Consider the following 13,452-nt stretch of genomic DNA (forward strand, 5'->3'; position numbering starts at 1 on the left):
GGCTGAGGGGGCGGGGGCGTGCTTGCTGTCGCTGTCGGCCGTCGGCCGTCGGCCCGCTCAGGGGCGTATCGCTCGGAGGAGTGCCACCGGCGGATGCGACGACGCCTCCCTACCCGTTGCCGCCGAGGACGCCTCCAGCGATCTGCGTAAGGCGCGCGTCGAAGCCTGCGTCGAGGTCCGCGATGTTCGTGAACGGCGTGGTGAGGCCGTACCTCCGCGGGAGGCCTTCCGCGATCGTGACGATTTCACCGAGTCCGGGGCCCGCCGGGCCCTCGGCGGCCTGGGCGGGAGCCGCCGGGGCGCCGCTGCGGGACAACGGGGCTTCCGGTGCGGCGGCTTGGGCCGGCGCCGCCAAGAGCAAAGGGAGGACCGTGAGGGCGAGGGCCCCGAGTGCACCGGGTCTCGCGGGTCGAACCCGTGTCGTTTGGTGCCGTGCGCCGCCAGGCGGAGCGGCTCCCGCGTCGCGTCCTGGGCGTACTCGGGTTCCGCGGTCGTCCCGCGAGGTGCGATGGCGGACGACGCGAGTCGGGCGAGACCCGGACGAGACGGCCTTGGGCCTGCCCGACGGGGTCGATGGGCGGGTGCCGGTTTTGGGCTGGTTAGGTCGGTCATGTGTCGCCGTATCGTCGGACGCGAGTGCTCGTTGCTCCCGATATGACCCCTCGCATGCTCGCGCGTACCGCTCTCGTGGCCTCCGTCCTGGTCTCCGCCGCTCATGCCGCCACCGGCGCCGCCCAGGCCGGCGGGCTGGGCGGCGGCCTGCTCTCCCCCGCGATCGGCAACGGGTGCGCCAACCGCGCCGGTGCCACGGCGCGCGGCTCCGCCCACGTCCCCGGCAGTGCCGTCGGCGGCAACCAGGTGGCAGCGCCCGGGGCGGTTCCCACGAACCAGTGCGGCGGCGCCGACGTACCGAACCCGCTCAGTGGTGTGAAGGTGGGCCAGCGAGGCGGGGACGCCTGCGTCATCAACCAGTGGTTCCCCGGCAGCAACGCCGCGTCCGGACAGGTTCTGAACGAGGCGGTCGACGCCCCTGTCGACGTCATCGTGGAGGTGATCAACCGGCTCACCACCGCCGAGAGCGGCGCGTGCGGGTAAGGCCTGTCCCGACCCATCGGGCAGGTCTCAGGCCGTATCAGCGGAGTCGGTGCGTCCGTCCTCCGGTCGTGGCCGGACGTCCCCGGGCCGGCTACCCGCGCCGGCGCGGTGTCGCCGCCGCCATCCCCGAGGGCGCCGACCCGGCGCTCACAAGCGCCGCAACGCCGTCGAACGCCGCTCCACCGCCTCCGACAGAGCGGAACGAGCCCGCCCCTGGCCATCCGCTACGACGATCGACGCGCGAGCCGCTACCAGGCCTGGTCGCCCTTGCCCGCCGGCACCTATGACCTACGGCTTCCCGGCATCGGCGGACATGCCTTGGCTTCCCGGCGAGACCCTGGCCGGAACCCGGACCGCTTTCGCGCGGGCGTCGTCACGGTGGGGCAGACTCGATGGTGCGCCTTCTCGTTCTCGTTCCGTTCTCTCTGGAGTCCCGTGCTCGATCACCAGGTGCGTGTGCACACCAGTGCCGAGCGATTGCCGCGCGAGGAGCAACTGGCCTGGCGGTTGGCGGCCGTCGCCACCGGTACGAGGGCGGACGAGCTGGACGACCGGGTGACGGAGATGGCCGCGAACCGCGTCGTCGACAACGCGGCGGTGGCCGTCGCCGCCCTCCTGCGTCGGCCCGTCGCCGTGGCCCGGGCCCAGGCGCTTCCCCACCGGGCCGCACCCGGTGCCTCGGTCTTCGGCACGTCGGCGGACGTCCGGGTATCCGCCGAATGGGCGGCGTGGGCCAACGCGACGGCGGTCCGCGAACTGGACTTCCACGATGCCTTCCTGGCCGCCGACTACGCCCACCCGGGCGACAACATCCCGCCCCTGGTGGCCGTCGCCCAGCACGCCGGGCGGGGCGGCGGCGACCTGCTGTGCGGCATCGTCGCCGCGTACGAGGTCCACATCGCCCTGGTGAAGGGCATCTGCCTGCACGCGCACCGCATCGACCACATCGCCCATCTGGGCGCCGCCACCGTCTGCGGGATCGGCGCGCTGCTGCGGCTGCCGACGGACACGGTGTACCGGGCGGTCCAGCAGGCCGTGCACACGACGACGGCCACCCGGCAGTCCCGCAAGGGCGAGATCTCCAGCTGGAAGGCGTTCGCCCCGGCCTTTACCGGGAAGACGGCCGTCGAGGCGGTGGACCGCGCGATGCGCGGGGAGGGTTCGCCGTCCCCGGTCTACGAAGGGGAGGACGGCTTCCTCTCCGTGATGCTGGACGGCCCGGACGCCTCGTACACCGTCTCCCTCCCGGAACCGGGCGAGCCCCGGCGCGCGATCCTCGACACGTACACCAAGGAGTACTCGGCGGAGTACCAGGCGCAGGCGGTCATCGACCTGGCCCGCCGGCTGCGGGAGCGGATCGGCGCGCTGGAGGAGGTGCGGGACATCGTGTTCCACACGAGTCACCACACCCACCGAGTGATCGGCTCCGGCTCGGGGGATCCGCAGAAGTACGATCCCTCCGCTTCCCGTGAGACCTTGGACCACTCCCTTCCGTTCGTCTTCGCCGTGGCCCTGGAAGACGGGAGCTGGCACCACGAACGCTCCTATGCGCCCGAGCGGACACGCCGCCCCGAGACCGTCGCCCTCTGGCGGAAGATCTCCACCGTCGAAGACCCCGAATGGACCCGCCGCTACCACGACCCCGACCCCGCGCGCCGCGCCTTCGGCGGCCGGGCCGTGGTCACCCTGGCCGACGGGTCGGTGATCGAGGACGAACTCGCGGTCGCCGACGCCCACCCGGCCGGCGCGAGGCCCTTCGGACGGGACGACTACACGGCGAAGTTCCGTGCCCTGGCCGAGGGCCGTGTCACGCCGGCGGCGCAGGAGCGGTTCCTGGACGCCGCGGGTGGTCTGGCCGGGCTGGACGCCGCCGGACTCGACGCGCTGTTCCCCGCCGTCGACGCGCGGGCCGTCGGCGCGTTCGACGCCGGTCTGCCGAAGGGGCTGTTCCGATGATGCTCCACACCCGTACTACGGCGGCGGGCCGCCGCCGGCGGTTCCGTGAGGCGCTCGCCTCGGGCCGGCTCCTGCGCGTTCCCGGCGCGGTCGATCCGCTGACGGCGCGTCTCGTCCAGGAGACCGGCTTCGATGCCGTGTACCTCTCCGGGGCCGCACTCGCGGCGAGCCTCGCGCTGCCGGACATCGGACTGACCACCTCCACCGAGACGGCCGCCCACGTCCAGCGGATCTGCCGCGCCACCGACCTGCCCCTGCTCGCCGACGCCGACACGGGTTACGGCGAGCCCCTGAACGCCGCCCGGACCGTCCAGTTGCTGGAGGACGCGGGCGCGGCCGGACTTCACCTGGAGGACCAGACCAACCCCAAGCGCTGCGGCCACCTCGCCGGGAAAACCGTCGTGCCGCGCGAGGACATGGTGCGCCGGCTGCGGGCGGCCGTGGGGGCCCGGCGAGACGACGGGTTCCTGCTCATGGCCCGTACCGACGCCCGTGCCACCGAGGGGCTTGACGCGGCGATCGACCGTGCCAAGGCGTACGTGGACGCGGGCGCCGACTCGGTTTTTCCCGAAGCCCTGGCGGACGAAGGGGAGTTCGCGGCCTTCCGCGCGGCCGTGGACGTCCCCCTGCTCGCCAACATGACCGAGTTCGGCAAGAGCCCGCTGCTCGATGCCCGCACACTGGAGGACCTCGGCTACAACATCGTCCTCTACCCCGTCACCCTGATGAGGCTGGCCCTGGGCGCCGTCGAGGAGGGGCTGCGTGTCCTGGCCGCCGAGGGCACCCAGGAATCACTGCTGCCGCGCATGCAGACGCGCTCGCGGCTCTACGAGCTCCTGGACTACGAGCGGTACACGGCCTTCGACACGGCCGTCTCCCAGGGCGATCCTCCGCCCGGCACTTGATGAGGTGTGCGAGGCGGCGGCCGGTCGGCCGGCGTGCCGTTCAATGGGGCAATGATTCGTATTGATGTACTGAGCGTTTTCCGTGGCGAGGGCGGCGAGGGTGGTGAGGGCGATGAGCACGGCAAGGGCGGCAACCTGCTCGGCGTCGTCCTGGACGGTGCGTCCGTCCCCGGTTCGGAGCGGCGGCAGGAGCTCGCCGCCGAACTCGGCTTCAGCGAGACGGTGTTCGTCGACGACGCCGAGCGCGGGGTCGTCGACATCCGGACGCCCAGCGTCCGGTTGCCGTTCGCGGGGCACCCGCTCATCGGCGTCGCCTCGCTGCTGCCGGGCGTGGACGTGCTGCGTCCGCCCGCCGGAGAGGTGCCGGTGCGCCGCGACGGGGACCTGATCCGGATCGCCGGCCGGCCCGAGTGGGCGTCGGGGCGGCGCATGGAGCGGTACGCCTCCGTGGCGGAGGTCGACGCGCTGCCCGCGCCGCCGCCGGGGGAGGGCTGGCTGTACGCCTGGGCCTGGGAGGACGAGGCGGCGGGCCGGGTACGGGCCCGGGCCTTCCCGCGCCGGGGCGACGCGATCGTGGAGGACGAGGCGACGGGCGCCGCCGCCCTCGTCCTCACGGCGGAGCTGGGCCGGGCCCTGGACATCCGGCAGGGCGTCGGCTCGCGGATCGTGACGCGGCCGCTGCCGGACGGGACGATCGAGGTCGGCGGCCGGGCGGAGATGGTGGAGCGGCGGGTGGTGTGACGGGGAGCGGCGGGCGGGCGGCCGGGTGCCGCGACGTCCGGCGGTGCGTCGTTCGCGTCGTCCGGCTGTGCGTCGTCGTGCCGTCCGCTGTGCGCCGTCGCGTCGTCCGGCCGCCCGCTCAGGACGCCGTGACGAACGCCGGCGAGGCATCGTCCGGGCGTCCGCCGCGGCGTACGGCGTCCAGGCCAGGTACTCCCCCTATCGCGTCCCGGTTCCGCTCCGGGCACTCGATGCGGGCCGACATGCGGGCCCGCTCCTGTTCCAGCGTGGCGGGCATCTCCGGGGTGGCGTCGGAGAAGTAGAGGGTCCGGGGCTTGTCGAGGCAGGGGAGGACCTGCTTGATGACGCGGGTCGGGCGCCCGGCGTCGAGCAGCTCCTGATCTGGAGGACGCGGTCCACGAAGCGTTCGTCGTACTCGCGGTAACCGTCAAGTAGCGGACCGGCCGGCGACGGTCAGCCCCTGCTCCTCCTGGTAGCGCAGCAGGCGGCGGGAGGTGCCCGTGCGTTCCGCCGGTTCTCCGATGCGCATGTGATCCCCCTGGTGTCCGGTCTGCCTTGTGTGCGGTCTCCGCGTTTCTCGTAACGGCCGCGGGCGTGCTCAGACTTCCTGGGCGGGCCAGCCCAGCAGCCGGGCCCCGATGACCGCCGTCTGGAGGGTGTAGCGGTGCAGCGGATCGGCGGGGTCGGTGCCGGTGTAGCGGTGGATGCGCTCCAGGCGGTAGGTGAGGGCGCGCACGCTCAGGGAGAGGCGGCGGGCCGCCTCGGCGGCCGTACAGCCCGCGTCGAAGTAGGCGTGCAGCGTCTCCAGCAGCGGCTCGGCGCCGCCGCGCGCCTGCCGGAGGGGGCCGAGCGTGGACCGGACGAGGTCGGCCATCGCCTGCCGGTCGCGGGTGAGAACCGGGAAGACCAGCAGGTCCTCGGCGCGCAGCACGGGCGCGGGCAGGCCCATACGGTCGGCGAGGTCGAGGGCGTTGAGCGCCTCCTCGTACGAGCGGGCGACGCCGCCCGGGCCCGGCTGGGGACGGCCGACGGCCACCCGGCCCCGGCCGCCCGTCGCGTCGAGGGCGCGTTCGGCGAAGAAGTCGATGAGGTCGCGCCCGTCACCCGGGGCCACGCAGACCAGTCGGCCGGACTTGGTCGCCAGCAGGACCCGGTGTTCCGCGAGAGAGGGGAAACGGGCGCCGAAGGCGGCCTCCACCTGGCGCGCGGTGCCGTGCAGGTCGCGGAACGGCTCGGGGCCGGCCGCCACGGCGACCGCCTGGGTGCGGGCGAGCCGCAGCCCGACGTGCTCGGCGCGCTCCGACAGCAGGCCCAGGTCGCCGCGCCCGTGCAGCAGGTCGTCGATGAACTCGCGCCGGGCCGCCTCCTCTTGGCGTACGGCGAGGCGCCGCGCCCGCTCGTAGCCGTCGGCGAACGCGTCCACGGCCTGCTCGGCCGCGGCGAGGACGCCGTCCATGACGGCGCGCGCGTCACGGCCGCCCGGGGCGAGCGGCAGCGCGGACGTCAGGGCGCGCGTGGCGGCCAGGTGCGCGCCGATCAACTGCCGCAACCCGTAGGGGCCGCGCGCGGCGCGCTCGCCGAGCGCGCGCCGGGAGTCCAGCTCCTCCCGGCGGAGCCGGCGGCCGGTGGCCGAGGCGTCGAGGAGGATGTCGGCGTAGCCCGCCAGGTAGTGGTCGGGTGATTCCTCCCGTGTCACGCGTCCTCCCGCTTTCTTGGCGCGCCGCTGACGTCTTCTTGACGCTCCCGATCAGGGGACCAAGGGTGACAGACGGTCCTCGGGGCCTCGTCCGCCCGGGGTGGGTACGGCAGTGAACAGGGTGGGAAGTTTGCCGGGTTCCGGCAGTGCGCGTCGGCATCCTCGCAGGTCATCATGGGTGCGGGGGGAAACGGGGGGTGGCCCTGGTGCCCGGTCCCGGCAATGAGCCGGGGCCCGGCACTCGGGCCCGGTCCCCCTGGGCGCCGCCCCGCCCGTGCGCTGCCCTCGCCGGCAGGCTCGGTTCCGGACCGGCTCGCTTCGGACCGGCTCGGTTCGAACCGGCTCGGTTTCGGACGAACGGGGGCCGGGGGAGTCGGGAGAGCCCCAGCGCGCGCGACCGCGCTCACGCACGAACAGCACAACCGCACCACAGCACAACCGCACCACAGCACGACAGCACGAAAGAAGTCCGCATGAACCTGTCCGGCCTCGGCCGTCCGTCCCCGCAGCTCTCGCAGCGAAGAGGGCGTCCCCGGCCCCAGGGCGCGTGGAAGGACGCGCGGAGCCGCGGCGGGGTGTGCGCCCGGTGAACGCATTGGTCTTCAGGGGCAGGGACCGGTACCGCCCCTCCCAGTCGCACTTGGTGTTGCTGCTGCTGTTGATGGTCGTCGAACTGGTTCTCGCCTACTACCGGCTCGGCCGGGTGGGCTTCTTCTGGATGCTCGGCGCGACGGCCGTGCTCCTCGCCGTCGGGTTCTTCGCCACGCTCCGGTGCCGGACGGAGGTCGGGGCGGCCGGCGTCACCATCTGCTGGGGCTTCGGGCGCGGCCGGACCCACTCCTGGCACGAGATCCGGTGGGTCGACTTGCAGGAGTCCGGAAACGGGGCGGACAAGTCGCTCGCGGTCCGGATCACGCTCGGGAACGGGCGGCGCCGCACCCTGCCCGGGCTCCACCACAGCGGCTTCTACCCCGCGCCCGACATCGATGTGGTCTTCCGGCAGGTCATCGACTGGTGGAAGGTCTCCACGCGGCCCGAGGACCGCTTCCGGCCGCCGGAGCGGAGGCGGGACCGGTTGCCACCCACGATGACCGGGGCACTGTTGGGCCTCGTGATCACGGTCGTGGTGACAGCCGTCGTCTTCCTTCGGCGCTGAGCGGCACGTGAGCGGCACCGGGCGGTACCGGACGGGCTGAGCGGCAGGTGAGCGGGACCGACCCGTCCGGGACGAGGCGTGCCCAAGCCCTCAGCGCCCGGCTGCCCCCTGCACCCGCCTTCCCCCGCACCCGCCCCCCGCTCACACGCTCACGCGCTCACGCGCTCAGCGGGAACTCCTCGCCGAGTTGCCGGAACACCGCCGTGTTGAGCGCGAAAGCGCGCTTGCACTCGGCGACGACCTGCTGCTTCTCCAGGTCGTCGAGCGGCAGGGCGTCCAGTAGTTCGCGGTACTCGCGCTTGAAGGCCGAGGGGCTGCCGATGCCGTCGAAGACGTAGAAGCGGACGCCGTCGCCCTTCCGGGCGAAGCCCCAGGTCTTCTCGGCGGTGCCGCGGATGACCTGGCCGCCGGAGATGTCGCCGAGGTAGCGCGTGTAGTGGTGGGCGACGTAGCCGGCGGGCCAGTCGCGGGCGCACTCCTCGATCCGGGCGGCGTACGCCTCGGTGGCCGGCAGGGCCCTCAGGCCCGTACGCCATCCGGGGCCGCCCAGGTGGGCGAGGTCGCGTTCCAGTTGCCCGGTGCGGGCCAGCTCGGGGCGGAGGAAGGGGCCCGCGACGGGATCCTCGGCGAGGGCCGGGGCGGCGTCCTCCAGGGCCCGGTAGACGAACCAGAGCTGCTCGGTGTAGCGGCGGTAGGCGGAGAGACCGAGACGGCCGCCGAGCAGATCGCTCATGAACGACGAGTTCTCGGCCTCGGTGTGCTCCCCCTGCGAGGCGGTGCGGATGAGCGCGGAGAAGGGAGTGGAAGGGGTGGGCGGAGCGGACTGGCCGGACTGGCCGGACTGGACGGAGGGGTCGTGCGGGGTCGTTTCGGACGAGTCCACGGCGGGCCTCCGGTGACGAAGGGACGGGAGCGACGGGCGAGCGACGAACAACCGGTCCACGAGTACGCCGAAGCGTCCCGTGAGCCGATTGTCTACGGTTAGGCTTACCTAAGTCAATCGTTTTCCCGACGCGTTGTCGGGAAGACGATACCGCCGCCACCGCTCCCGTGGGAGACCTCGTGGGAGACCTCGTCTAGGGCAGGGTGAGGATCTCCGCGCCCGTCTCCGTCACCACCAGGGTGTGCTCGAACTGCGCCGTGCGCTTCCGGTCCTTCGTGACGACCGTCCAGCCGTCGTCCCACATGTCGTACTCGTACGTGCCCAGCGTCAGCATCGGCTCGATGGTGAACGTCATCCCCGGCTGGATCAGGGTGTCGTGGTGCGGGCTGTCGTAGTGCGGGACGATCAGGCCGGAGTGGAAGGACGAGTTAATGCCGTGGCCGGTGAAGTCCCGGACCACGCCGTAGCCGAAGCGCTTGGCGTAGGACTCGATGACGCGGCCGATGACGTTGATCCGGCGGCCCGGCTTGACCGCCTTGATCGCCCGGTTCAGCGCCTCGCGGGTGCGCTCCACCAGCAGGCGGGACTCCTCGTCCACGTCGCCGCAGAGGTACGTGGCGTTGTTGTCGCCGTGCACACCGCCGATGTAGGCCGTCACGTCGAGGTTGACGATGTCGCCGTCGCGCAGCACGGTCGAGTCCGGGATGCCGTGGCAGATGACCTCGTTGACCGAGGAGCAGAGGGACTTGGGGAAGCCGCGGTAGCCGAGCGTCGAGGGGTAGGCGCCGTGGTCGCACATGAACTCGTGCGCGACCCGGTCGAGCTCGTCCGTGGTCACGCCGGGCGCGATGTGCTTGGCCGCCTCCTCCATCGCCTGCGCGGCGATGCGGCCCGCGATCCGCATCCGCTCGATCGTTTCGGCGTCCTGGACCTCGGGGCCGGTGTACGGGGTGGGCGCTTCCTTGCCTACGTACTCGGGCCGCGGGATCGAAGCGGGTACGGGGCGGGCGGGAGAGAGTTTCCCGGGGGTGAGAAGTGACTGGCCAGACATGTCTGCGAGTGTAGTCACGGCCGCTCGGGGAGCATGGGGGCGAGAGGCCGGCCGCGGGCCGGGCGGCGGTCCGGCAGTGGTCCGGCGGCGGCCCGGTGGACGGCCGGTGGACGACCGGCGGACGGCCGGTGGTGACCGGCGGAGGAGGAGTTTCGATGGCCCTGTTCAAGAAGCGCCCGGCGGGCAAACCGGGTGAGTGGTACTACTGCCTCAAACACGGCACGGTCGAGGAGGGCCCGCAGTGCCGCGCCGCCGACCGCTTCGGCCCGTACGCCACCCGCGAGGAGGCGTCCCGCGCGATGGATACGGCGCGGGAGCGCGAGGCGGAGTGGCGGGAGGATCCGCGCTGGAACGACGGGAAGGGTGGGGGAGCGGGGGCTGGGGAGGGCTGAGGGGCGGGGCGGTCTCGGGTGGTTGCCCGCCGCCGGGGTAGTTGCCCGCCGCCCGTGTCCGATTCGTTCAAGAGCGTGGCGGCGGCGGCCCGCTAGCGTCACCGCCATGACCAGTACCGACAAGGAAAGCCGTCACATCGGCGTCCGTATCGACCGTCCCGTCGACGAGGTCTACGCGTACGCGTCGGACCCGGCCAACATGCCGGCCTGGGCCCGCGGCCTGGGCGGTTCCATCGAGAAGCGCGGAGACCGCTGGGTCGCGGAGGACTCCCCGATGGGGCGGGTCGAGGTCTCCTTCGTGCCCCGCAACGCCTTCGGCGTGCTCGACCACGACGTCACGCTGCCCTCTGGGGAGACCGTCCACAACCCGTTCCGCGTGATCGCCCACGGCGCGGGCAGCGAGGTGGTGTTCACGCTGCGCCGGCAGCCGGGGATGAGCGACGCCGAGTTCGAGCGGGACGCCGCGATGGTCGTCGCCGATTTGACCCGGCTCAAGGAACTGCTGGAGACGGCGGTGAGTGCCTGACGGCGGTTCCCGGGCGCCTTCAGCCGCCGGCTGGGCAGCGGTCCGGCTGGCGGGCGGGCGGGGTGGGCGCCTCGAGTTCGTGGGGGCACGGCTCGCTTCGCAGGGTGCGTAGCACTTCGTGGGGCACGTCCCGGAGCACTTCCCGGAGCACGCCGCGGGGCACTTCGCGGGGCACAGATCGTTTCGCGTGACGCAGATCATGACGAAACGGCGTCATCGGGGCGGAACCGGCCGGACGTACGGCCGCTCTAGGTGGTTGTAGGGGCCAACGAGTCGGTTGGCCCGCCGCGTTCCCCGACCTCCCGGAGCCGCCGCCGTGATCCGTACACCGTCCGTCCCCCGCGCCCTGCTGCCGCTCACCGCGGCGGCCGGGCTGCTGCTCACGACCGCGTGCGGCGGTGGCGGTTCCGGCGGTGGCGGCGGTTCCGCGGACGGCGCGGGCGGTGGGGCGGCGGACGTGAAGGTCGCCATGGCGTCCGGCGGCAAGGCGACGGGCGCCGCCCCCGGCGCCCCGATCACCCTCAAGGTGACCTCCGGCGACGGCAGCCTCGCCGACGTCACCGTCACCGACCAGCGCGGCCGGCGGCTCGACGGCAAACTCTCCGCCGACGGCCGTTCCTGGACCTCCGTTTCGGGGACCCGGCCCGCCAGTACCTACAAGGCCGGCTACACGGCGAAGGGCGAGGGCGGCGGCAAGCGGAGCGGCTCCGGGACGGTCACCACCGCCGCGCCCGAGAAGCCCAACAAGCTGGAACTGACGCCGGGCAACGGGTCGACCGTCGGCGTCGCGCAGCCGGTCTCCCTGCTGTTCGACCACCCCGTGACGGACGCGGAGAGGGCGGAGGTCGAACGGAACCTGCGCGTCGAGACCTCGCCCCGGACCGAGGGGTCCTGGGGCTGGGTCAAGGACCTCGGCGGCAACGACCGGATCGACTGGCGCCCCAAGGACTTCTGGAAGCCCGGCACCAAGGTCGCGCTCAAGGGGAACCTCGCGGGCCTGCCGAGCGGCCAGGGGCGCTTCTTCGCCCGCGACTACGCGATGGGGTTCACCGTCGGCGAGAACCGCGTCGTCACCGTGGACGCCGCCCGGCACCGGATGTCGGTCGCCGAGGACGGCAAGGAGGTGGCCTCCTACCCGATATCCGCAGGCTCCGACACGTACCCCACCCGGGGCGGCACCCACGTCGTCCTCACCAAGAACGCCCACGAGACGATGAAGTCCGCCTCGGTCGGCCTCGGCGACGCCTACCCGAGCCTGCCCACCACCTCCGTCGTGCACCTCACCTCGTCCGGCACGTTCATCCACGCCGCCGACTGGAACGCGGACGTGATGGGCTCGGCCAACTCCAGCCACGGTTGCGTCGGCATGCTCAGCGGTGACGCCAAGAAGCTGTTCGACCGCATTCGCGTCGGAGACCCGGTCGTCGTGAAGAACACCAAGAACGCGGAGGTCACGGCCCCCGGCAACGGCTTCGGCGCCTGGCAACTGGACTGGCCCGCCTGGAAGTCCCGCAGCGCTCTCAAGGGCTGAGCGCCCTCTCGGTCGCGGGGGCCCGGGCCTACGCGTCGCGGCGCTCGCGAGGGCTGAGCCCAGGTGACGCCCGTCTACCGGGACGCCACCAGCACGATCCCGGTAGGCGTCACGATGAGCGCTAACATCGAACGGGCGAGCGGGCGAACGGGCGAACGGGACGACGGAGCTGCTGTTCCCCAACGTCTACGTCCCCAACACCAAGGCAGACACCGGGCTGCTCAACCTCGGAAACTGATCTCAGCCCAATAACGCCTACGGGAGCCGGCGTGAGACGCACCACCCCGCCGCGGCCGTTCGACGTGACGGCGCTCTTCCCTCAGCCGGCCCCGCTGGCCCGCACGGCGACCCGGCTGCATCCCCGCCCCGGGGCGCCGTCACCGCACGACAGCTCCGTCGGCGGGCCACTGTTGTGGCCTGCCGATGAGCCCTGGCCGTACTGCGACGGGCCGCACGAGTGGGACCGCGTGAACGCGGCCCACTCGCCAGAGGATGTACGGCTGCTGCGCCGCCACCGGGCGGCAACGGAAGACCGGCGGCGGCGCGATCCTCAGAGCCCCTGGGCCACGCCTGAGGAACTGGCGATCGACAAGCGGCTCCAGGTCGGCCGCCCGTGGCCGGAGGGCCCGATCGCCATGCTGCCGGTGGCCCAGCTGTATGTGCGCGACATCCCTCAGCTCCGTGCATTCGGGCGACCCGAGGCTGACCTTCTCCAGGTCCTCTGGTGCCCGTTCGACCATCCGGCGCACCCCAGGCCCGCACTGTTCTGGCGATCCGCCGCCGAGGTCACCGATGTCCTCGCCACCCCTCCCGAGCCCCCAGCGGTCCAGTTCTCCGACTACCTGCCCGAGCCGTGTCTGTTCGCACCGGAGCAGGTCACCGAGTACCCGAACCTGCTGGAGCTGAGCAAGGAGCTGCAGGACCAGCTGGGCGACTGGAGCAGGTGGCAGGCGGCCGGGTCCGCGCTGGACAGCTCCTACGAGGTCGCCCCGGAGGAGCTCTACATGGACCAGCTGTCCCACGCTCCCGGCTGGAAGGTCGGTGGCTGGAGCCGCTGGGGTCTCACCGACCCCGTGCCCCGACGCTGCCCCGCCTGCGACACCGAGGCGGTCCCGCTGCTGACGATCGCCTCGACCGAATGGGACGGCGCCACCGAAAGTTGGAAACCCGTCGAGGACCAGGCCGGCGACACGCCGCACCTGCCCCCGGGAATTCCCCCGGCCAACTTCACCAGGGTCATCCTCGCCCGGGGTTACGATCTGCAGCTCCATGTCTGCCCGGCCTCCCCGGAACATCCGTACATTGACCTGATTCAGTGAGTGACTCGACTCTCGCGGTTTTCGCAGCCCGGGGTTGAGTTCTCAGGGCCGTTCGGAGTTGGCGAACTCGGCTGTGCCGGTGAGGGGATGGGAGAAGCATCGGCGGTGCTTTTATTAAAGCCGGTCGACGCCGGCGGGGGCTCGCGCGTGGGGGGCTCAACAGGTCGGCCCCGGCGGGGGCTCGTGCGGGGTGGGCTCGAC

The 13,452-nt window shown here is 72.6% G+C and carries 12 protein-coding genes and 1 pseudogene; 9 read left to right on the forward strand and 4 right to left on the reverse strand.

The genetic code is table 11. From position 1 onward, the window contains the following. The first annotated feature begins 666 nt into the window (after window positions 1–666). From ACSNOK_RS22055 to ACSNOK_RS22070, 4 genes are all read left to right on the forward strand, one after another. A complete protein-coding gene (locus ACSNOK_RS22055; protein ID WP_436782470.1) occupies window positions 667–1,095 on the forward strand; it encodes a hypothetical protein in 429 nt (142 codons plus the stop codon). A 435-nt stretch (window positions 1,096–1,530) separates the two neighbouring features. After that, window positions 1,531–3,051, forward strand: a complete 1,521-nt coding sequence (locus ACSNOK_RS22060; RefSeq protein WP_436782471.1) for an MmgE/PrpD family protein — start codon at window positions 1,531–1,533, stop codon at window positions 3,049–3,051. After that, on the forward strand, window positions 3,051–3,956 hold the full coding sequence (gene prpB, locus ACSNOK_RS22065; RefSeq protein ID WP_436782481.1) for a methylisocitrate lyase: 906 nt from the start codon (window positions 3,051–3,053) through the stop codon (window positions 3,954–3,956). Before ACSNOK_RS22060 ends, prpB begins: the two co-directional genes overlap by 1 nt. Window positions 3,957–4,007: 51 nt before the next feature. Beyond that, a complete protein-coding gene (locus ACSNOK_RS22070) occupies window positions 4,008–4,697 on the forward strand; it encodes a PhzF family phenazine biosynthesis protein (RefSeq protein ID WP_436782472.1) in 690 nt (229 codons plus the stop codon). A gap of 118 nt (window positions 4,698–4,815) precedes the next feature. On the opposite strand, the pseudogene ACSNOK_RS22075 reads toward ACSNOK_RS22070, so the two are convergent. After that, a pseudogene (locus tag ACSNOK_RS22075) lies at window positions 4,816–5,226 on the reverse strand (MerR family transcriptional regulator). Between the two features lie 69 nt (window positions 5,227–5,295). Further along, window positions 5,296–6,393, reverse strand: coding sequence for a PucR family transcriptional regulator (locus ACSNOK_RS22080; protein ID WP_436782473.1), 1,098 nt, complete (start codon window positions 6,391–6,393; stop codon window positions 5,296–5,298). 586 nt (window positions 6,394–6,979) lie between these two features. Here ACSNOK_RS22080 and ACSNOK_RS22085 point away from each other — a divergent pair. Further along, window positions 6,980–7,549, forward strand: coding sequence for a hypothetical protein (locus tag ACSNOK_RS22085; protein WP_436782474.1), 570 nt, complete (start codon window positions 6,980–6,982; stop codon window positions 7,547–7,549). Between the two features lie 157 nt (window positions 7,550–7,706). Here ACSNOK_RS22085 and ACSNOK_RS22090 read toward each other — a convergent pair whose 3' ends face one another. Together ACSNOK_RS22090 and map are read right to left on the reverse strand one after the other, a co-directional pair. Then, a complete protein-coding gene (locus tag ACSNOK_RS22090; protein ID WP_436782475.1) occupies window positions 7,707–8,432 on the reverse strand; it encodes a heme oxygenase (biliverdin-producing) in 726 nt (241 codons plus the stop codon). A 193-nt stretch (window positions 8,433–8,625) separates the two neighbouring features. After that, on the reverse strand, window positions 8,626–9,483 hold the full coding sequence (gene map / locus ACSNOK_RS22095; RefSeq protein WP_436782476.1) for a type I methionyl aminopeptidase: 858 nt from the start codon (window positions 9,481–9,483) through the stop codon (window positions 8,626–8,628). 155 nt (window positions 9,484–9,638) lie between these two features. On the opposite strand from map, the gene ACSNOK_RS22100 reads away from it, so the two are divergent. From ACSNOK_RS22100 to ACSNOK_RS22115, 4 genes are all read left to right on the forward strand, one after another. After that, window positions 9,639–9,875, forward strand: coding sequence for a hypothetical protein (locus ACSNOK_RS22100; protein ID WP_436782477.1), 237 nt, complete (start codon window positions 9,639–9,641; stop codon window positions 9,873–9,875). Between the two features lie 106 nt (window positions 9,876–9,981). Then, complete coding sequence (locus ACSNOK_RS22105; protein ID WP_436782478.1) at window positions 9,982–10,401, forward strand: SRPBCC family protein; 420 nt, start codon at window positions 9,982–9,984, stop codon at window positions 10,399–10,401. A 316-nt stretch (window positions 10,402–10,717) separates the two neighbouring features. Continuing rightward, the gene (locus ACSNOK_RS22110; RefSeq protein ID WP_436782479.1) at window positions 10,718–11,932 is read left to right on the forward strand and encodes an Ig-like domain-containing protein; all 1,215 of its coding nucleotides are present in this window, start codon (window positions 10,718–10,720) and stop codon (window positions 11,930–11,932) included. Window positions 11,933–12,201: 269 nt separating this feature from the next. Further along, window positions 12,202–13,251 carry a hypothetical protein gene (locus ACSNOK_RS22115; protein ID WP_436782480.1) on the forward strand — a complete coding sequence of 350 codons (1,050 nt, stop codon included), beginning with the start codon at window positions 12,202–12,204 and terminating at the stop codon, window positions 13,249–13,251. The last annotated feature ends 201 nt before the right edge of the window (window positions 13,252–13,452 follow it).

It is taken from the genome of Streptomyces sp. URMC 126, from assembly GCF_051386555.1.
Taxonomy (GTDB): domain Bacteria; phylum Actinomycetota; class Actinomycetes; order Streptomycetales; family Streptomycetaceae; genus Streptomyces.